This window comes from Chitinophaga dinghuensis (assembly GCF_003259435.1).
GTDB classification, from domain to species: Bacteria; Bacteroidota; Bacteroidia; order Chitinophagales; family Chitinophagaceae; genus Chitinophaga; species Chitinophaga dinghuensis.
This window is the reverse complement of the sequence record NZ_QLMA01000011.1, coordinates 43,111-63,425: the sequence shown is the minus strand read 5'-3', so window position 1 is coordinate 63,425 and position 20,315 is coordinate 43,111. Positions and strand designations below refer to the sequence as shown.

At 44.0% G+C, this 20,315-nt stretch carries 20 protein-coding genes; 14 read left to right on the top strand and 6 right to left on the bottom strand.

Annotated elements, in window-relative coordinates; all coding sequences use genetic code 11:
- Nucleotides 1–30: 30 nt before the first annotated feature.
- The 5 genes from CLV59_RS26715 (at nucleotide 31) to CLV59_RS26695 (ending at nucleotide 5,201) form a co-directional block, all read left to right on the top strand.
- The gene (locus tag CLV59_RS26715) at nucleotides 31–723 is read left to right on the top strand and encodes a CoA transferase subunit A (protein ID WP_111595169.1); all 693 of its coding nucleotides are present in this window, start codon (nucleotides 31–33) and stop codon (nucleotides 721–723) included.
- Nucleotides 724–726: 3 nt separating this feature from the next.
- Complete coding sequence (locus tag CLV59_RS26710; protein WP_111595168.1) at nucleotides 727–1,383, top strand: 3-oxoacid CoA-transferase subunit B; 657 nt, start codon at nucleotides 727–729, stop codon at nucleotides 1,381–1,383.
- A gap of 166 nt (nucleotides 1,384–1,549) precedes the next feature.
- Nucleotides 1,550–2,920, top strand: a complete 1,371-nt coding sequence (locus CLV59_RS26705; protein WP_111595167.1) for a DUF5723 family protein — start codon at nucleotides 1,550–1,552, stop codon at nucleotides 2,918–2,920.
- A 126-nt stretch (nucleotides 2,921–3,046) separates the two neighbouring features.
- Nucleotides 3,047–3,886: an aminotransferase class IV gene (locus tag CLV59_RS26700; protein WP_170137937.1), complete on the top strand. Its 840-nt coding sequence runs from the start codon at nucleotides 3,047–3,049 to the stop codon at nucleotides 3,884–3,886.
- Complete coding sequence (locus CLV59_RS26695; RefSeq protein ID WP_245950961.1) at nucleotides 3,870–5,201, top strand: cryptochrome/photolyase family protein; 1,332 nt, start codon at nucleotides 3,870–3,872, stop codon at nucleotides 5,199–5,201. The genes CLV59_RS26700 and CLV59_RS26695 overlap by 17 nt, the downstream gene beginning before the upstream one ends.
- Nucleotides 5,202–5,237: 36 nt before the next feature.
- Here the strand turns inward: CLV59_RS26695 and CLV59_RS26690 are convergent, their stop codons facing one another.
- Both CLV59_RS26690 and mqnB read right to left on the bottom strand, forming a co-directional pair.
- Nucleotides 5,238–6,035, bottom strand: coding sequence for a 1,4-dihydroxy-6-naphthoate synthase (locus tag CLV59_RS26690; protein WP_111595164.1), 798 nt, complete (start codon nucleotides 6,033–6,035; stop codon nucleotides 5,238–5,240).
- Nucleotides 6,036–6,038: 3 nt separating this feature from the next.
- A complete protein-coding gene (gene mqnB / locus CLV59_RS26685) occupies nucleotides 6,039–6,746 on the bottom strand; it encodes a futalosine hydrolase (RefSeq protein WP_146616333.1) in 708 nt (235 codons plus the stop codon).
- Nucleotides 6,747–6,862: 116 nt separating this feature from the next.
- Between mqnB and CLV59_RS26680 the strand changes: the two genes are divergently transcribed.
- From CLV59_RS26680 to fabD, 3 genes are all read left to right on the top strand, one after another.
- Nucleotides 6,863–7,276 (top strand): 6-pyruvoyl trahydropterin synthase family protein, encoded by a 414-nt coding sequence (locus CLV59_RS26680; RefSeq protein ID WP_111595162.1) that lies wholly within the window; start codon nucleotides 6,863–6,865, stop codon nucleotides 7,274–7,276.
- Nucleotides 7,277–7,324: 48 nt separating this feature from the next.
- On the top strand, nucleotides 7,325–7,912 hold the full coding sequence (folE, locus tag CLV59_RS26675; protein ID WP_111595161.1) for a GTP cyclohydrolase I FolE: 588 nt from the start codon (nucleotides 7,325–7,327) through the stop codon (nucleotides 7,910–7,912).
- 198 nt (nucleotides 7,913–8,110) lie between these two features.
- The gene (fabD, locus tag CLV59_RS26670) at nucleotides 8,111–9,007 is read left to right on the top strand and encodes an ACP S-malonyltransferase (protein ID WP_111595160.1); all 897 of its coding nucleotides are present in this window, start codon (nucleotides 8,111–8,113) and stop codon (nucleotides 9,005–9,007) included.
- Nucleotides 9,008–9,088: 81 nt separating this feature from the next.
- On the opposite strand, the gene CLV59_RS26665 is transcribed toward fabD, so the two are convergent.
- The 3 genes from CLV59_RS26665 to CLV59_RS26655 are packed head-to-tail and all read right to left on the bottom strand — an operon-like array spanning nucleotide 9,089 to nucleotide 11,624.
- Nucleotides 9,089–9,937: a GNAT family N-acetyltransferase gene (locus CLV59_RS26665; protein ID WP_111595159.1), complete on the bottom strand. Its 849-nt coding sequence runs from the start codon at nucleotides 9,935–9,937 to the stop codon at nucleotides 9,089–9,091.
- A gap of 56 nt (nucleotides 9,938–9,993) precedes the next feature.
- Nucleotides 9,994–10,476: a GNAT family N-acetyltransferase gene (locus CLV59_RS26660; protein WP_111595158.1), complete on the bottom strand. Its 483-nt coding sequence runs from the start codon at nucleotides 10,474–10,476 to the stop codon at nucleotides 9,994–9,996.
- A 5-nt stretch (nucleotides 10,477–10,481) separates the two neighbouring features.
- The gene (locus CLV59_RS26655) at nucleotides 10,482–11,624 is read right to left on the bottom strand and encodes a serine hydrolase domain-containing protein (protein WP_111595157.1); all 1,143 of its coding nucleotides are present in this window, start codon (nucleotides 11,622–11,624) and stop codon (nucleotides 10,482–10,484) included.
- Nucleotides 11,625–11,683: 59 nt separating this feature from the next.
- Here CLV59_RS26655 and CLV59_RS26650 point away from each other — a divergent pair, with 59 nt between their 5' ends.
- The 5 genes from CLV59_RS26650 to CLV59_RS26630 all read left to right on the top strand — a co-directional run bounded on the left by CLV59_RS26650 (nucleotide 11,684) and on the right by CLV59_RS26630 (nucleotide 18,429).
- Entirely contained in the window at nucleotides 11,684–12,175 is a 492-nt protein-coding gene (locus tag CLV59_RS26650) for a DinB family protein (RefSeq protein WP_111595156.1), read from the top strand.
- A gap of 61 nt (nucleotides 12,176–12,236) precedes the next feature.
- Nucleotides 12,237–12,932, top strand: coding sequence for an NUDIX hydrolase (locus tag CLV59_RS26645; RefSeq protein WP_111595155.1), 696 nt, complete (start codon nucleotides 12,237–12,239; stop codon nucleotides 12,930–12,932).
- A 124-nt stretch (nucleotides 12,933–13,056) separates the two neighbouring features.
- Nucleotides 13,057–15,009, top strand: a complete 1,953-nt coding sequence (locus tag CLV59_RS26640; RefSeq protein WP_111595154.1) for a sensor histidine kinase — start codon at nucleotides 13,057–13,059, stop codon at nucleotides 15,007–15,009.
- A 5-nt stretch (nucleotides 15,010–15,014) separates the two neighbouring features.
- A complete protein-coding gene (locus CLV59_RS26635; RefSeq protein ID WP_170137936.1) occupies nucleotides 15,015–16,091 on the top strand; it encodes a sensor histidine kinase in 1,077 nt (358 codons plus the stop codon).
- Between the two features lie 166 nt (nucleotides 16,092–16,257).
- A complete protein-coding gene (locus CLV59_RS26630) occupies nucleotides 16,258–18,429 on the top strand; it encodes an ATP-binding protein (RefSeq protein WP_111595152.1) in 2,172 nt (723 codons plus the stop codon).
- 90 nt (nucleotides 18,430–18,519) lie between these two features.
- Here the strand turns inward: CLV59_RS26630 and CLV59_RS26625 are convergent, their stop codons facing one another.
- A complete protein-coding gene (locus tag CLV59_RS26625; RefSeq protein WP_111595151.1) occupies nucleotides 18,520–19,524 on the bottom strand; it encodes a beta-ketoacyl-ACP synthase III in 1,005 nt (334 codons plus the stop codon).
- A 191-nt stretch (nucleotides 19,525–19,715) separates the two neighbouring features.
- On the opposite strand from CLV59_RS26625, the gene ruvA reads away from it, so the two are divergent.
- The gene (gene ruvA / locus CLV59_RS26620; protein ID WP_111595150.1) at nucleotides 19,716–20,303 is read left to right on the top strand and encodes a Holliday junction branch migration protein RuvA; all 588 of its coding nucleotides are present in this window, start codon (nucleotides 19,716–19,718) and stop codon (nucleotides 20,301–20,303) included.
- The last annotated feature ends 12 nt before the right edge of the window (nucleotides 20,304–20,315 follow it).

The window sequence follows — 20,315 nt, the reverse complement described above, 5'->3', positions numbered from 1 at the left end:
TAAGCTGATATATATATAAAACACCAAAACATGAACAAAGTATTCGCAAATGCAGATGAGGCCATTCAGGATATCACTGATGGTACTACATTAATGCTGGGAGGGTTTGGTTTGTGTGGTATTCCTGAAAACAGTATTGCTGCGTTGGTAAGAAAAGGCGTTAAAAATCTGACCTGTATCTCCAACAATGCCGGTGTGGATGATTTCGGGCTGGGACTGCTGCTGAAGACGAGACAAATCCGTAAAATGATGTCCTCCTATGTAGGAGAAAATGCAGAGTTTGAAAGACAATTACTGGCAGGTGAGCTGGAGGTCGACCTAATTCCCCAGGGCACACTGGCTACCCGTATCCAAATGGCGGGTATGGGCATTCCTGCATTTTTTACCCCTGCTGGCTACGGTACCGAAGTAGCGGAAGGCAAAGAGATTCGCGTATTCGATGGTAAACATTATCTGATGGAAATGGCGCTGCATGCAGATTTCGCCATTGTGAAAGCCTGGAAAGGCGATACCATGGGTAACCTGGTCTTCCGTAAAACTACCCGCAATTACAGTGTGCCAATGGCAAAAGCCGGTAACATCACTATTGTGGAAGTAGAACACCTGGTTCAGCCAGGAGAGCTGGACCCAGACCAGATCCATGTTCCCGGAATATATGTACACCGCATCTTCCAGGGTAGTAATTATGAAAAACGGATTGAACGCAAAACGGTAAAAATCTAAACTATGGCCCTCGATAAATATGGCATCGCCAAAAGAATCGCACAGGAATTACAAGACGGTATGTATGTAAACCTGGGCATAGGTATTCCCACACTTGTTTCCAATTATGTTCCTCCTGGTATCAGTATCATGTTGCAGTCCGAAAACGGTATGCTGGGCATGGGACCATACCCTACAGAAGAAGAAATCGACGCTGACCTGATCAATGCAGGAAAAGAAACCGTGACCATCATTCCCGGTGGCAGCTTCTTTGATTCAGCAGAAAGCTTCGGTATGATCCGGGCCGGAAAGGTAGATCTGACCGTACTCGGCGCTATGGAAGTTTCTGATACGGGAGACATCGCCAACTGGAAAATCCCTGGGAAAATGGTAAAAGGAATGGGAGGCGCTATGGACCTGGTGGCCGCTGCACGGAATATCATCGTTGCCATGATGCACACCAATCCTAAAGGAGAAAGCAAACTCCTGCCTGCATGTACTTTACCACTCACTGGTGTCCAATGTGTTCGCAAGGTAGTCACTGAACTGGCGGTACTGGAAATCACACCAGACGGATTCCTGCTGCTGGAAAGAGCTCCAGGCGTTTCTGTGGAAGAAATTAAAGCAAAAACTGCAGGCCGACTCACCATCAAAGGTGATGTTCCTGAAATGAAATTATAACGCTTTCGGCTATACGCTGAACGGTAAATATTTATACCTGAAGCCTTCTGCACTCGCAGAAGGCTTTACTTTTCTAGTGAAATTAATCCGTTATATATACTTGAATATTTGAATATTTATTAGAACTTGTGCCCCGAAATAATTATCCTAAACCTAAACCTAACCTATGAAGAGAATTTCTACACTCTTTTTACTGGTATGCAGTACTATAGCTGTTAAATCCCAGGATCTTCCCGGTTTCCGTTCCAGCAATTATGCAGGTATTTATGGCGTATATGGCAACCCTGCTAACATCGCTGATAGTCGCTATAACTGGGATGTAAACATTATTGGTGTCAATGCATCTGTTGGTAACAACCAGGTGAAATACAAACTGAGTAACATCGGTACTGCCTTCAGCGGCGATACTTTGAAAAGCCAGCTTTTTGGCCAGAATAATGGTACCGTTAAAGCGCTGGCAAACGTGCAGGTATACCTTCCTTCCTTTATGTTTAAAGTGAAGAAATTCACTTTTGCATTTACCAGCAGAGCGAGAGTGATGGCAAACGTTTCTGATGTAGATGGAAAACTGGCAGATAAAGTTTCTAACGACTTTACCAACAACGATCCGGATTTACCTTACACTATTGCTTCCAATGATAAAATGCGTGTAAGTGTAAATGGTTGGGCGGAATATAATGTAACGGTAGCCAGAGAAATTATGCACATCGGACCACATTACCTGAAAGGAGGCGTAACGCTGAAATACATGACTGGCGTGGGAAATGCCAGCGTGCAAATCGATAACCTGAAAGGTACTATCGTTGCGGACGAAGCTAAACAAGATGCTGCACTGACCAACGCAAGTGGTACCATCGGAATGAACTTTGCCGGCATCAATTTCTCAGGAGAAAATAATGACGATATCAAATTTGTAGGCCATGGTGTTGGTTTTGAGCTGGGTGCGGTGTACGAATATCGTCCTAATGGTGGCAATGATTACAAGTTCCGTTTGGGTCTTGCACTCACTGACATTGGAAGTATCAAATATGAGCGCGATGTTACCAGAAGTGGAACTTTCGCTATCAATATTCCTGCCGGACAAAACTTCTACCTCAGCAGTCTCGACGGTGTTGGGATCGATAACTACAAATCTGAGCTGAATAAATATCCTCAATATTTTACGGCCGACAAACAAAATGATAAAGCCACTTATAATGTTGCTCTGCCAGGCAGATTACAACTGGATGGCGATTATCACATCAAGGATAAATTCTTTGTAAATGGTAACGTACAGTTCTCTCTGACTACCCTGAAAAGCAAAGCATTTAACAGTCAGTATTTCGGAGGCTTCTCTGTAACGCCTCGTTATGATGGTCGTATCTTCGGATTCTTCCTGCCATTAAGTTACAATACGCTGACTAAATTTAACGCAGGCGCTAGTTTGCGCGTTGGTCCGCTCTTCCTCGGTAGCGGTAGTGTGTTGACGGCACTGAGTGGTGCTCATCAAGCGGATTTCTTTGTGGGAGTACGTTTCGGCAGACTATCACATAAATAATTTTATACAGAGATGCAGCTTTTTTGTAGCTAATGGAAGACATTGGATATTAACAAAAAAGCTGCATCCTGGCTTATTTAAATCGGAAAAAAGGGGGTAACTTACAACTTGCTAAAAGTGTTTGAAGTGCAAGTTGGATACCTTAGTTATAACGGCAAATTTATTCCAGCCGGAGAGCCTGTTTTTACAGCTGATAATCGATCTTTCCGCTATGGAGACGGATGCTTTGAAACGCTGAAAGTCTACCAGGGGAAAGTGTTACTGGCCGATCTGCATTATGAAAGATTGATGGCCACCCTACACCTGCTTCATTTTGATATCCCCGCTGCCTTTACCAAATCTGCCTTTATTAAGTCTATCACAGATTTATGCGAGAAGAATAAAATGACGGATCTTACGCGAATCAGATTCTCTGTATTTCGCTCTGATGGCGGCTTGTATGATCCTATTAATAATCTTCCCAATTTTGTAATACAATCCTGGCCGCTCGCTAAATCTGTTTTGGAACTGAATGAAAGTGGGCTGATAACGGATATATTTCCGGATGTCAAAAAGAGCTGCGATAAACTCTCTTCCATCAAATCCAATAACTGTTTGCCTTATGTAATGGCAGCCATGTATGCCCGTCAGCATCAGCTGAATGAAGCGATTCTTCAGAATCCATATGGCCGTATTGCAGACAGTACAATAGCGAATGTGTTTATTGTTAAAGGCAAAGAAATCTTTACGCCGCCTTTAACGGAAGGCCCTGTGTGTGGCGTTATTCGCAAGTATTTATTACAAGCAGAATTGCCATTCAAAGTGAAAGAGAGTTCCCTTGAAATAGAGGATCTGGAAAACGCGGATGAAATATTTCTCACCAATGCCATTTATGGTATACGATGGGTAGGTACTTTCCGCGATAGTAGTTATGGGAATGCAACCGCCGTTGTGCTGCATGAGTTACTACATGAAAACATCCTCTGATATGGCTGCTCCTATCGTTAATATCTGCTGGCTCCGCCGTGATTTACGGCTGAATGATCAAGCTGCGCTCTATCATGCGCTCCGGTCGGGAATGCCCGTGCTGCCTGTATTTATCTTCGATACCAATATTTTGGATGATCTGGAAGATAAGGCAGATAAAAGGGTATTGTTTATTCATCACACCCTGGAACAACTGAATAAACAACTGAAAAATTTCGGTTCCACTATCGTTACATTTCATGGTACGCCTGTAGAAGCTTTCCGGTATTGGACGCAAAAATACCAGGTAGGCGCCGTATATACCAATCACGATTACGAACCTTATGCTCGTCAGCGCGATGCTGCAGTGGCTAAGGAATTAGAGCTGCAGGGAATAGGATTTTTCACCTCCAAGGATCAGGTGATTTTTGAGAAGAATGAAGTGCTGAAAGATAACGGTGAACCATATACGGTATTTACGCCTTACAGTAAAAAATGGCGGGCTAAATTGACGCCTTTTTATTTGAAGTCGTACCCCGTTGATAAATATCTTTCTCATCTGTTCAAAGCAAAAAGTGAAGCCATCCCATCATTGGCATCATTGGGCTTTAAGAAGCTGGAGAATGCCGAATTTCCGTCTGCAGAACTGGATGAGGGTATTATCAGCGATTATAAGGAGACACGTGATTTTCCATATTTAACGGGTACTACAAGGATTGGTTTGCATTTGCGTTTCGGAACGGTTAGTATCCGGGAAGTAGCGCGATTGGGATTGGAGTTGAATGATACTTTCGTCAATGAACTCATCTGGAGAGAGTTTTTCCAGATGATACTCTGGCATTTTCCACATGTAGTAGGCCATTCTTTTAAACGGGAGTACGACAGTATTCCATGGCGGAATAATGAAAAAGAATTTCGTTTATGGTGTGAAGGGAAAACGGGTTATCCTATAGTAGACGCGGGTATGCGGGAGTTGAATGCCACCGGGTTTATGCACAACCGCGTACGTATGATTACGGCTAGTTTCCTGGCCAAACATTTACTGATTGACTGGCGTTGGGGCGAAGCGTATTTCGCCGCTAAGTTATTGGACTATGAACTCGCCAGTAATAATGGAAACTGGCAATGGGCGGCAGGTTCCGGCTGTGACGCGGCTCCTTATTTCAGGGTGTTTAATCCTAGTCTGCAAACAGAACGATTCGATAAAGAACTTATTTACATCCGCAAGTGGGTGCCGGAGCTGGATACATTTGATTATCCTCCTCAAATTATTGCGCATGATATTGCGAGGAAGCGAGCGTTGGAAGTGTATAGCGCGGCGCTGAAGAATAAATAAAAAAGGTCCGGAACTACCGGACCTTTTTTGCAGGTATTAGTTTCTTGCTTTCTGTGCAGCGCTCATGAGTGCATCTACAGCCGCATGTCCTTCTTTACCAAGATCCAGGCTGAAGTTATTCACATAGAGATCAATATGTTGGCGCATCACCTGTTCATCCATTTCCTGTGCATGTGATTTTACATAGGCAGATAAGGCTGGATATTCGGTGTAGGCGTGTTGCAGACTTTGATGAATCAGTTGATCGAGTGCAGCGCGTTTTTCGGCACTGATATCTTTCTTGATGAAAATACCGCCCAATGGTATTGGATTACCGGTAGTTTGTTCCCAGTATTCGCCCATATCCATGAGTTTTTTCAGTCCTTTCAGCTGATAAGTAAAGCGGTTTTCGTGGATGATTACACCCGCGTCGGCTTCTCCGTTGAGTACGGCGTTTTCGATATCGGAGAAGACCATGATTTTCTTGTTCTTCGCTTCCGGGAAGGCGATAGAGAAGAGCAGGTTGGCAGTCGTATTTTCTCCAGGGATGGCAATGGTTTTGTTTTTGATATCATCCAGGGAGATATTGTCTCTCGCGATGAGCAGTGGTCCGCAGCCACGACCAAGTGCGCTGCCGCTGTTCAGTAATTCGTATTGATCCCTTACTTTCAGGAATACGGCAAAGGAGAGTTTGGTGACATCCAGTTTGCCTTGAATAGCCCAGTTGTTGAGGGTTTCTACGTCTTCCAGGTTGGTGTCGAAAGTAAAGCCGTTCGTATCGATCTTATTATTCACCATGGCATCGAAGATGAAGGTATCATTCGGGCATGGAGAAAAGCCAAGCGTTAAATGCATATATCAAAAGTTTTTAATTGCAACAGAATAGTGTTCCGCCAGTTGCTGAACAGTGTGTGTCAATGTTTCATTGAGACTTTTTACCGCCTGGGGGATTTGCCATTTGCTTTTATCCCTGATTTCCACATAGTTGGAGAGGCTGCGCAGTTGGAGGAATGGAATATTTTGTTCCAGGCAGGCATAATGAAATGCGGCGCCTTCCATGCTTTCCACTTCCGGTTGGTATTTGGCTTCCAGTCGCGCAATGGTAGGGGCGCTGCCGCTAACCAGGTTTACAGACACTCCTGTGGCGGCGGGTAATTCTACTGGCAAGGGCCAAGCGCAGAAGTTGTTTACCAGGCTGATCCCTGTAAATGGAGTCTGGTCTGGCTGCCAGAGGTTTATATCAAATAAATCTTTAAACTGATCATTGTCTTCAGCGCCGAGGTCGGCGAGGTATTCTTTTTCGATAGCTACTACGCTGCCCAGGGGCCAATCTTTCCGGAAGGTGCCTCCAATACCCGCCTGGATGGCGACATGGGGTGTGTGGAGCGACAGGTATCTCCCTAAACTATAGGCCGTATGCATCATACCTATTCCGGCAATGAGGACGTCTATCTCACAGACAGATAATCGGTATTTATGATTTGAAACGCGTTGGCTATTATGCTCCAGGAAATGCAAAAATGGCTGGATTTCCAGTGTGGTAGCCGCTGTGACCAGTATTTTCATGGGATAAATGTACGTCAAAAAAGAATGGCTGAAGTGTAAAACAATTGACAAGAATTGTGGTTATTTGGATACACTCAAGGAATAGTGGTAAATTTGCGCAAAATTTATTTGCAATAATGATTTATTTAACGCGAGTAGAGAACTTTAATGCAGCGCATAAGTTGTCTAACCCGAACTGGAGTGCAGAAAAGAACGAGGAAGTTTTTGGAAAATGCGCCAATGTAAACTGGCACGGGCATAATTACGAACTGCATGTCACTATAAAAGGCAATCCTGATCCTGAAACGGGGTTTGTTTTCAATGCCAAAACATTGGGAGTAATCATCAGGGATGTAATTATTGAAAAGATCGATCACCGAAATCTGAATCTGGATGTGGATTTCATGGCAGGTAAGTTTACTTCTGCCGAAAACCTGGCTATCGCTATCTGGGATCAGTTAGCGTTACATCTGCCTTCTGAAATAGAGCTCCATTGCATCAAGTTATATGAAACTCCACGTATATATGTGGAATATTTTGGTGGTAAGTAATCAGTACCAGCCAACAGGCCTAGCATTTTCGAACTAAAACATATAAGGATGGCGTATCATAAGAATGACAGCTATGACGAGCTGACAACCACAGGACTAATGGCTAATTACAAAGAATGCCTGGAATTGTTGGGAGAAGACTCGGAAAGGGAAGGTCTGGTGAAAACTCCTGAGCGTATGGCGAAGGCTATGCAGTTTCTCACGCAGGGCTACCAGCAAGACGCGAAGGCTATCCTCCATGGCGCTAAGTTCACGGAAGCATATAGTGAAATGGTGATTGTGAAAGATATTGAGTTGTATTCCATGTGTGAGCACCATATGTTGCCTTTCTTCGGTAAAGCGCATGTAGCCTATATTCCTAATGGTTATATCACCGGTTTGAGCAAACTGGCCCGCGTAGTAGATGTGTTCGCACGTCGTTTACAGGTACAGGAGCGCCTGACACACCAAATCCTGGATGCTATCCAGGAAGCCCTGGAGCCACAAGGCGTGGGTGTTGTCATCGAAGCGCAACACCTTTGCATGATGATGCGCGGTGTGCAAAAACAAAATTCGGTAACCACCACTTCCGCTTTCAGCGGCCAGTTCCTGGAAGGTGCTACCCGCGCAGAATTCCTCAAACTGATAGGCAAATAGGAATATCCCTCCTAACTTTTTATTAAATGAACGCCCTACCGGCGTTCATTTAATTTTTTAATGCTACCTGTTTTTCTCTTTTATTTGCAGTCTGAAAAAACCAATTCGACATCCAATCTATAGATTTCCATTAAAATTTAATAGATTGTATATTTGAAATATTTTTTATTTGAAATTCATCTTAATACGATAACCAAAATGAAGCATGCTTTCGTATTTCCCGGACAAGGTTCACAGTTCCCGGGGATGGGCAAAAACCTGTATGACACCAACGCAAAAGCTAAAGAGCTGTTCGAGCGTGCCAATGAAATCCTGGGTTTCCGCATTTCTGATATAATGTTCTCTGGAACAGAAGAAGATCTGAAGCAAACCAAAGTTACTCAGCCAGCAGTATTCCTGCATGCGGTAATTGGTTTCCTTTGCACTGAACATGGTCAGCCAGAAATGGTAGCGGGTCACTCCCTGGGAGAATTCTCTGCCCTGGTAGCAAATGGTACCCTGTCTTTCGAAGAGGCCCTGAAACTGGTAGCCATCCGTGCTAATGCCATGCAAAAGGCATGTGAGCTGCAACCTTCTACAATGGCGGCTATCCTCGGTTTGGAAGATGCAAAAGTGGAAGAAATCTGTGCTGCTGTTGCCGCTGAAACCGGCGAAGTAGTAGTAGCTGCGAACTTTAACTGTCCTGGTCAGCTGGTAATTTCCGGTTCTGTAAAAGGCATTGAAGTTGCTTGCGAAAGAATGAAAGCCGCTGGTGCAAAACGTGCGCTGGTACTGCCTGTAGGTGGCGCTTTCCACTCTCCGCTGATGGCTCCTGCTAAAGAAGAACTGAAAGCTGCAATCGAAACTGCTACTTTCAACACACCTAACTGTCCTGTATACCAGAACGTAGTGGCGAAAGCTGTTACTGAACCTGCTGAAATCAAACAAAACCTGATCGATCAGCTCACTGGCGCTGTTAGATGGACACAATCTGTACAGGCAATGGTGGCAGACGGTGCAACTGAATTTACTGAAGTAGGCCCTGGTAAAGTGTTACAGGGACTGGTACTGAAAATTCACAAAGAAGCCGTTGTAAACGGAATCGAGAATAAATAAGACAAAAAAAATCGAACCTCTGAAGGTTCGATTTTTAGGATATCATTGAAGGCGACATTTTTGATGTCGCCTTTTTTGTGCTTAAATAGAAAGGGTCATTTCATATTGGTTCAGGTAATTGGTCATACCTGCTTTTTCCAGGAAAGCGGCCATTCCTTCTACATTTTCTTCAATATTGATGATAGTGAATGTGCCCTCAAGGGTAGTAGCCACATGTTGCAGTAAAGCGCTGGCAACGCCCTGGCGTCGGTATTTACGGGCTACTGCCAAATTGCGAATACGTTTTGTGGGCGTATTGACGCTGATAAATCCTGCAACTTCGCCATTGATATGTGCTTCCCAGGTAACTGTCGTCACTTCCCGCTGAATGCTCCCCGGAAGATTACTCCAGGAGGGCTCCATATCCATAAACAAGGAATATAATGCCCAGTTGGGCTCCGGCTGCTGGACGATTTCGATGGCATTCAGCGGCCTGTTCAGGGTGATGTCTCCCTTAAAACATTGGAAAAAACGTTTTTTTTCAAAACCGGTCTTTTCGTAGGTTTTAACGGCAGTTGTATTGGCCACAATCACTTCCAGCTTTAAAGTGCGAATTCCCTTTTCCTGGTAGCTGGGAATAAAGGCATCGTACATTTTTCTGACGAGCTGTTGTCCGCGGAACCCGGGAATAACGCCGGTGCCGCCATTATAGAGCACTTTGGGATGGTGATTGTCGTCTGGTCCTTGCAGGATAAATCCTGCCAGTTCATTGCCATTAAAGGCGCCTATGGAATAATGACGCTGGAGGTTTTCCAGTTTCATTTTCTCTTCCAGTACGGCATTGGTTAGGTGAAACGGAACAACGTAGTCGCTGAAAGCCAGATTGAAAGTATTACAAATCTTGTCAGTAGGTTCGTCATTCAGGTTTCTGAAATCATTGAGTATGTTCATAACAAAATGGATATTCCCAATATTAACGATGAAACATATACGAAAAGCGTGGATTGTTATGAGCGGGATGATTGCTGCATTTCAATGCTGACATTAATCCACTCCGGATCGAATTTCGCCTGGAATTTTTTATAGAAATTAATAGCAGGTTCATTCCATTCCAGCACCTGGAAAGTGATGCCACTAAACTGTTTCTCTTTGGCTTCCTGGAAGAGTTGATTAAACAGCATCTCCCCAATTTTCTTTCCTCTCCATTGTTCTGTAACAATGAGATCTTCCAGGTATAAGCGGCTGCCTTTCCAGGTGGAATAACGGATATAGTAGAGCGCGAAACCGGCAATGAATTCCTTACCATCCACTTCTGTAACAGCTACAAATGCCTTCCACACTGGGTTAGCGCCGAAACCTTGTTCTTCAAAATGGTCCAGGGTAACTGTTACTTCCTGCGGCGCATTTTCATATTCCGCCAGTTCCCGGATGAGTTCCAGTAAACGTGGACAATCTTCTTTTCGTGCAACCCTTACCGTGATATTTTCCATATACTTTAATTTTCCAGTGTATCTGCAATTTGTTTGAAGAGTTCGGGCCACCAGTCTATCTTTCCCCATTGCTTTCCGAAACGCACAATAACAGCCTGTTTACGGGGACAAACATAAATAAACTGACCTTTGACGCCCATCGCAAAGTAATCAAAATTGTGCGGATCGATCTGATATCCCCACCAGAGATAGCCATAGTAGCCATGTGGGGCCGCACTCCACTTACAAAGAGGCGGCACCATCCGGCTCATAAACCGGGCAGTATCTGCCTTTTCTGCCGGCGCTTTTACGGAAGCCTGTATCCAATCGGCCGGAATAATCTGTTGGCCGTTCATGTACCCCTGCTGCAGGTATAATTGTCCGAATTGTGCAAAGGAGCGGGCGGTAGTATTAATACCACTTTCCATTTTTGCGAAGTGGGATGGGCGACTGTCGGTACTCCAGCTGGCTGGCATTTCTGCGCCCATCGGCTGCCAGACGCGTTCGCTGAGGTATTGTGCCACTGGCATTCCGGTGGTTCTTTCCAGTATCATTCCCAGGAGCAGCAGGTTGTAATTGCAATAGTGATAAGCGGTTCCCGGCGTATATTCCAACCTGGCTTTGAGGGCTTGTTTACGGAGATCCAGGCCATAATAAACGAGTCCGTCGTCCGACCAGGGAGTGACGCCTTCCCTATATGCAAGTCCGGATCTCATTTGCAGTAAATGTTCTATAGTGATATCGCGGTATCCCTGGCGGTCAAATTCAGGCAGGTAGGCCGCCATACTATCCTGTACGCTGCCAATGGCTCCTTCCCGGATGGCAATACCCACCAATGCGGAAGTGATGGATTTGGCAACAGAAAAGGAAGTATTAACAGCGTCGGCATTATACCCATTGAAGTACTGTTCCTCAATGATTTTACCATGTTGTAAGATCAGGAAGGCGGTAGTTCCTGTGTCGGTGAGAAAATTGGTGGGAGAACCGGCAACAGGGAGGCCCCGGTGTTTCCATTGCCATTGAGCGGGCAGCGGATAGGCCGGACCATATTCCAGCGGAGTTGTATTGGGGCCGTTATTAACCGGAGCAGAAGGAAACCGCTGGTAGTCGGTGATACGGGGGATATTCCAGCATAAACACCTGTACAAGTAGGTTAGGGAGTAAGGCATAGTGATGATTGTTTTGTAAATTGTTCCCGTTTTCTTGCATCTGAAATCACGCAATAAAGATGAAACAACTCCTGCAAAAATATACAGCCTATAATCATTGGGCAAACAATGAAATAGTGACAACTTTGTTAAAATTGACTCCGGAGCAGTCGGAACAGGATCTGGGCGGTAGTTTCGGAACTCTAAGAGATACGGTATTACATGTCTGGAATGCGGAGAGTACCTGGTATCAGCGTTTGTTGCTGGTAGAAAAGCCAATAAGACCGGGAGACGACTACATAGGCGCCTTCCAGGATGCTTGCTCTGCATGGGTTCGGCAGTCGAAGCAACTGGCAGAATGGGTGGTTGCGGCTACTCCGGCCAGACTTGGTCATGTAGTGGCTTTTACCCGTCAAAAGAATGAGCATTACAAGATGCAGGTAGAGGATATCCTGATGCATGTTTGTAACCACAGTACTTTTCACCGGGGTCAGATGGTCCATATGTTGCGTCAGTTGGGAATAAAAAAAGTACCTTCTACTGATTTCAATCGTTATACTAATAAGAATTAGTTCATTTTAATATTCATTATATTATTTTTGAACACATATTTTCAGGACAATCGTATAGTATATGAATGCGGCTTCTTTTTATAGTAAAGCACCCAGACATCTGGTAGCAGTAGACTGTATCATTTTCGGCTTCGATGAAGGCAAGCTGAAGTTGCTGGTCATAAAGCGTAAAGTAGCGCCAATGGCCGGAGAATGGTCTTTGGTAGGCGGATTTGTGCAGGCAGACGAAAGTACCGACGATGCGGCGGCCCGTGTATTGAAACTGACGACAGGGTTGGACGATATTTATATGGATCAGTTGCACTGTTATGGCGAAGTAGGTCGGGATACCGGCGCCAGGGTAATTTCCGTGGCTTATTACGCGCTGATTCGTATCAAGGATCATGATAAGCCTCTGGCCCAGGAACATGGTGCACACTGGCTGGAGCTGGAAAATATGCCTGAACTTATCTTCGACCATAAGAAAATGATTGAAGACGCGCTCGTGAAACTCCGCGATAATGCACAGTTCCATCCGATTGGCTTTGAACTGCTGCCGGAGAAATTCACCTTGTCTCAGTTACGTAGTCTGTATGAAGAAATTTATGGTCGTACACTGGATAAGAGAAACTTCCGGAAAAAGATTTTATCACTGGATGTAATGGAGAAACTGGAAGAGAAGGATAAAACGTCCAGTAAGAAGGGGGCGCATCTGTACCGCTTTGATGCGGATAAATATGACCAGTTAAAAAGAAAAGGTCTCGTTTTCGAAATTTAATTTTCGTTCTCGTTTTCATTTGTTCATTATCTTCTTCAGCTGTTCATTTTGTTCATTTTTACTTCAATGCAAATGAACAGCTGTGTCTACTGCGATTTTCGCGATTTTTTAATTATTTTGAGTCATGCAATATGCATGCATGATTGAGTTGTTTCCATATCTGAAGAAAATTCCGATTATACTTTTGCTACTGCTGCCAGCCTTTTCATCAAAAGCGCAGACAGCTGATATTGCCAGGCTGCGTAAGGCATTGGAGCAAACAAAGGATAGCAAAGCCTACGTGGACGGACTGAACAGGCTGGCTGTTTTATACCAGGCTTGTCAGCTGGACAGTTGTGGCGAATATGCCAATAAAGCCGTTAAAATGGCTGGAAATATCAACTATGATGCGGGCTTGATAACTGGATTGAGAAACCTGGGTAGCTATTATGCCTTTAAACCCAATCGCTACCTCTCCTACATTTTTTACAATGAAAGTCTTACTGCCGCCCGTGAAGAAGGCGATTCTGCCAGTGTGGCCATGAGCCTCATGAACATCGCCATTTATCATCAGTTTCTTGGGCAGCGACAGGAAGCATTGAGTATGATAGATATTGCGCTGGAACGTATAAAAGAAGCGCAAAACGATTCCCTCCGGGCATTGGTGCTGGCCAACTATTATATCATGCATGCCGCAGATACCAGCGTGAGTAGCCATGTGGCAGCCGTTGCCGCATTATCGGAAGCTGCTGAAATAGCCGTCAGATATCACGACTTCCGGGAGATATTATACGCACGTTTATTGCAGGCGAATGAAAAAGCGCAAGGCGGACAATTGGAGGAGGCTTTTCATAGTATTGATAAAGTAATAGATACTGCCGCTGCAACAGGACTCAATTACATGGCCTTGTATGGTAGTTTGCAAATGGCAGGATATAAATCTGCCCTGAAACAACCCGATAGCCTGCTATATTATCATAAGGCATTGGATTATGCATTAAAAGGCGGTTATGGTGGACTGATGCGACAAACACTCATCAAATTGTATGAGCATAGTATGCATCGGCAAGATACTGTTCATGCAGATTATTACGTTGGTTTGCTGAAGCAGATACTCCTTCAGGACGATGATACCAGGAAATCAGGCGCTGCTATTTTCATGGATTTTGCAGCGGCAGATCATCGGCTCGATTCTCTGAAACTACAACATCTCTATCAACGAAGATTATTGGAAACAAAGAGTACAGAAAATATCTACTGGCGATACTTTTTGATATTCCTGCTAGTGATGTTAATTCTCCTTACCTCCTTACTGATACACATTTTCCAGGCATATCGTATATCCCGGAGTAATTCCCGCAAGCTGGCATTAATGCAACGGGAACTGAAGGAAAGAGCAGAGCAGTTGAAAATAAATGATGATTTTAAAAATAAACTGATATCCCTGATTGCGCATGATTTTCGCAGTCCTTTGAATAATATTATCAGCATCAGCAATTTTGTAGAGGAAGACGCGATTCCGCTGGATACAGCCAAAGACATGATTCTGCAAGTGGATGTGCGGGCGCAAACCACCTTGCAGGTGTTTGATGGCATATTACGTTGGATGCATACTCAGCTGAGTGGTTTTGTATATCAGCCGAAATCCTGTGTAATAAAGGATCTGATTAACGCTACTATACCGGCAGTTCATCTGCTGGCAGAAAAACAGATACAAGTGAAAATCAATATGGATGAGACGATCAGCGTGCTGGCAGACTATGAAATGTTGCAGTTTGTACATCGTAATTTTCTCCATAATGCAGCCAAATTTTCGCAACAAGGAGCAACGATAACAGTGACGGCTATACGTAAGAATGAGGTGATTTCAGTGTCGGTATCAGATGAGGGAAGTGGAATCGATACGACAGTTTTACCTAATCTGTTTTCGGTGGAACAAACCACCACTGCGAAAGGTCGTAAGAATAAAGGAGCTGGCATCGCGCTCATTATTTGTAAAGATTTTATAGAGAAGATGCATGGCCATATAGGCGCAGTGAATAACACAGAAAAAGGCGCGACCTTTTTCTATAGCTTACCGCCAGCGCCTTCAACCTGATAATTATGGGATTGTCTGTAAAATATAAATATGTTTTGTGTATTTGGTGTTGTCTGATATACAGCATGCAGGCAGCCTATGCCGAGAAGCCTCGTCTATCCAACAAAATGACAAGAGAGGAAATATACCAACTGGCGAAAACCCCTGATACCTCTAAGGATAGTATCAATTATCTGGAGTACTTGTTGAAACAAAGAACAGGCGAAGCGCTTGCCATGAAAAACAAGCTGCAGCAGGAGGCCATTCAGCAAAAAATACAGGAGAAGAAAAATACGCAGTTACTCACAGCCGGCGCTATCATTGTTACCATATTGATGTTGATACTGATACTTAGCCGGTATCTGCATTTCCGCAGGTCCAGAAGGCAGGAAGAGGAACTGACAAAAGGTTATGCAGATATCTCTGAAAAAAATGCTACGCTTAAATCGCTGGACGAATTTAAAAACAAACTGATTTCTATTATTGCTAACGACTTCAGAGAACCCTTGCAACAGATAACAGTCGTAGCAGATCAGTTGAGTAGTGGGACTATGACCCGGGAAGAAATGCTGACGGCAATGCGGCGTATTGGAGAGTCATCTCATAGAACGCTGGAGGTATTTGAAAATGTATTACGCTGGATAAAATTGCAATTGGCTGGATATGTCTATATGCCTGTTGCATGTGACATGGGAGAACTGATGCAGCATATGATACCCAGCATGTTTGCTGCAGATACATCTCCCACATTATCAGTAGTAGATAGAATTCCCGATGGTACCGCAGTGATGGCAGATAGTGAGATGTTACAGTTTGTTAGTCGACATATATTGCTGGCGGCACAACGCAATGCTGTAAAAGATAGCCTGATCATCATGGATGCATGGCCGGATGAGCAACTGATATACATATCGGTTGCCATAGACGCCGGGAAGAACGGGACAGATATTGCAGAAGGAATGTTTGCCTGGCAGCGGGATATACGTGCATTAGGGATGGCGGTGAGTCGCGATTTTGCCATTCGTATGCGTGGGGATATTCAGGCGGAAGTGGGAGGTGACAGATACATCACTATTACATTGGCTTTGCCCGCAGCCGTATAATTTTTCAAATGAATAATATACTGATTATCAGGACCCCGAATTAATAAAGTCAGGGGTGTGGTAATTGTTTTAATTTATTGTATTTTTATTGATATCGTTCCTCGTACCCCCGTAACAGCCATATCTACTGAGTTGGATTCCGTATTCACGTAATCACTCCATTTTTATGCGTAAGTCGTTATTCCTTTTTGTACTGTCGCTGGCATTAATTTTTACATTGCTGGTTGCCCTGTTTTTCTACGGATACAAAGTACACCGAACCAGCGCACATCGATTGTTGAATGCCACAGACACCTTGATGTTGGAGAATCCTGGTATACATTTAATGGATTCGGCCTTGTTTGTATTAAATGATGCGGAAAGTAATTTTCGGTTGTATACGGTCATGTATAACCGTCAGCATCTGGCGTCTTTTTCTTCGGAATTGGGAACTGTTCTATCTCTTGTAGATTCCATCAGTCATAGTTTTGCTACATCTGGGCCGGATGCTCATTTTGATTCGCTGATTCAGCAAAAGCAGGATATTTCCGGCAGGATCGGCGATTTAAAGAAAACCACAGATGCTATGCTGGCTGGCACATTAAAGAATGATTTACTGGAGCGTTTGCTCAATGGCATTCGTCGGTATAAGGTGAACCAGGTGAAGAAAGAGAAGGTAACAATGGATACAGTCAATACTGCTCAGCCCCAGGCACAGGTAGCGAAGAAAGGACTGTTTAAAAGATTAGGCAATGCGCTTTCCAACAAGAAAAACAGCGATACTATTAAATCGCAGGTGAAGATACTTGTCAAAACGAAAGATGGTCGCGTCATTGATAAAGAGAAATATGATGCCGAGCAATTGAAAAATGTAGTGACGGGCGTAAATGATTATTACAAGAACATGTTACGTAAGCAATTGGCCAACCGGTTGCAGATCAATCAGCAGGAGTCTGCCTTAGTTACCACCAATGTGGCTATGATGAATGAGATGAAGCAATTGCTGATATCCTTACGTTCATTTGCAGAAAAACAAGGAAGAGAGAAGAAGTCTATGGCCCACGGTATTGTAGCTGGTAGTGCGCAGCAGATGATTTCGATTGTATGGTTTGGGCTGATTGCTTTATTGCTGTGCCTTGCGGCGATTGCCGGTGCGGCATGGTTCATCCGGAAAAATAACCGCTTGTTAAAGCAGGGAAAATTATTGGCAGAAGAGCAAACCCGTATTCGTACTGACTTCCTGAATAACATGAGCCATGAAATGAGAACGCCACTCAACTCTGTAGCAGGTTTCACCGAACAATTAACCTTTACACAATTAACAGGAGAGCAGCAGCGTATCGTACATTCCATTGAAACGTCCACCAATATGCTGATACAGGTGGTAAATGACGTACTGGACTTCTCCAAGTTGGAACAGGATTATATTCCCCTCACATTGCAGCATTTTATGCCTTATCAGGTATTTAATGAAGTCGCTGATATGATGCGTATACAGGCCATGAAGAAGCATTTGGAGTTCAATGTCAGTTTTGAAGGAGATAAAAATGGACAGGCAAACGGAGATGTGTTCCGATTGAAACAAATTATGCTTAATCTGATCAGCAATGCGGTGAAATATACTGATAAGGGGACTATTACTTTATCTGCCACATTGGGGCCTCAGGATGATAAGCACTGGTTGTTTGAAATGCAGGTAACAGATACGGGAGAAGGTATTAGTGCAGCAGCGCAGCAGCATCTCTTTGAACGTTTTTACCAGACAGACAGCGCTCGCCGGAAAGGGAAGGGGACAGGACTTGGGTTGGCTATCACCAAACGGTTGGTGACCATGCAGGGAGGAGATATTTCCGTTTCCAGCGAGGAGGATAAAGGAACCACGTTCGTTTTCAGGGTTCCGTATGAAAGAGTAGAAGTACCGTTAATGGTTTCCAATAATATGAAAGATGTGAGTGAGGCTACTGGCGCCACTATGGAAGGACGTTATGTATTGGCTGCGGATGATCAGGAAATGAATTTGTTACTGCTGAAAATGATACTTACCCGTTGGAAATGCAGGTTTGATATGGCTACGAACGGAGTGAGCGCATTGGAATTATTCCGGCAATATCGTTATGATCTGGTATTACTGGATTTGCAGATGCCGGAGATGAGCGGGTTAGAGGTGATAGAAGCCATTCGTAAAGATAGTGATCCGGAAAAGGCAGCAGTAAAGGTATTTGCGCTGACAGGAAATATCAATCCAGAGGATGAGATCCGGTTTAAAAAGGCTGGTTTTAATGGCTGGTTATTGAAGCCATTCCGGGAGAAGGATATTTATAAAGTGATTATTGAATCGCCAGGGATGAGTACAAAATGATCTGGTGGCGGCAGGCATGAAAAAAATGGAAGGGATGCTTTGAGCATCCCTTCTGTATATTGAAATCAAACATTTTTTCTGAACGTCGGCTTAGATTTTATCTCCGTCGTAGGCCCATTTAATGTAGCTGGAGCCCCAGGTGAAACCGCCACCGAAAGCGGCAAGAATCAGGTTATCACCTTTTTTCAGTTGTTTTTCGTAATCCCAGAGGCAGAGAGGAATAGTTCCTGCAGTGGTATTACCATATTTGTGAATGTTCATCATCACTTTCGCATCTGGCAGATCAATGTACTGAGAGGTAGCATTGATGATACGTTTGTTTGCTTGGTGAGGAACGAGCCATGCGATATCGTCTGCGGTAAGGTGATTACGGTTCATGATATCTTTGGCAGCTTCGGCCATGTTGGAAACGGCATATTTAAATACCATTTTACCTTCCTGGTATACATAGTGTTCGCGGTTGGTTACCGTTTCAATGGAAGCTGGTTTAACAGAGCCACCGGCTTTCATGTGCAGGTATTCTCTACCATGGCCATCGCTTTTCAGGATGCTGTCTACCAGGCCATAACCTTCTGTATTTGGTTCGAGCAATACACCGGCAGCGCCATCACCGAAGATGATGCAGGTAGTTCTGTCAGTATAGTCGATAATGGAACTCATTTTATCTGCACCGATAACCATTACTTTTTTGTAGCGGCCGCTTTCGATGAAGCGTGCGCCAGTATCCAGGGCATAGAGGAATCCGGAACAGGCAGCGCTGATATCGAAGCCAAATGCATTTTTAGCGCCGATTTTATCAGTAACTACGTTGGCTGTAGCAGGGAAGGTCATGTCTGGAGTAACCGTAGCTACAATGAGCAGATCAATATCTTCAGGAGTAATGCCTCGTTTTTTGCAGATTTCCAGCGCCACAGGTACGCACAGATCAGAAGTACCTTTGCCTTCACCTTTCAGGATTCTTCTTTCAGAAATACCTGTACGGGTAAGAATCCAATCATCTGTTGTGTCGACTAATTTCTCCAGCTCCTTATTGGTAAGAACGTAATCAGGAACATAGCCACCCACCGCTGTAATAGCGGCCGTAATTTTATTCATATGAATTAAATATGTGTTTAAATCGAGGCGTAAAAATACGACATCTGCGAATATTTCCTAAAAAAGTCGAATATGATGCAATCTAAGGGATTGACAATCCGTTAAAAGTTAGCATCTTTGCCGGTATCCGGGAAATTTGAATTTTAAATATTTTCCGTAAGTTTTACTAAATTACTGAACCTTTACCTTCTATGATTGCTTATTTGTCTGGAAAATTGGCTTACAAATCCCCTGCTCTGGTGTACATTGATGTAAATGGGGTCGGTTATGAAGTCCAGATAAGTTTGAATACATATTCCCGTATTTCGGACCTGGAATCCTGTAAATTGCTCACCTGGCTGCATATTAAGGAAGATGGTCATACCCTGTATGGCTTTTTTGAAGAATCTGAGAAAAGTCTGTTCCTACTGCTGATAAGCGTTTCCGGAATTGGCGCCAACACTGCCCGCATGATGTTGTCTTCTCTTCAACCGGAGGATATTACCCGGGCTATCTTAATGGAAAATGAGAAAATGCTCGAAAGCGTCAAAGGTATCGGCGCAAAAACTGCCAAGCGTGTCATTCTCGAGCTGAAAGACAAAGTGAAGAAAGGAAAAGAGAATCCTATACATTTATCTCTGCCTGTAGACAATACAATCCAAGAAGATGCGTTAAATGCACTGGTTACTTTGGGTATTGCCCGAAACATGGCGGAATCGGCAATCACGAAAGTGATGAAAAATGAACCACTATTGCAAAACTTGGAAGAGCTGATAAAGAAAGCCCTGAAAAGTTTATAATTTATGTTAATA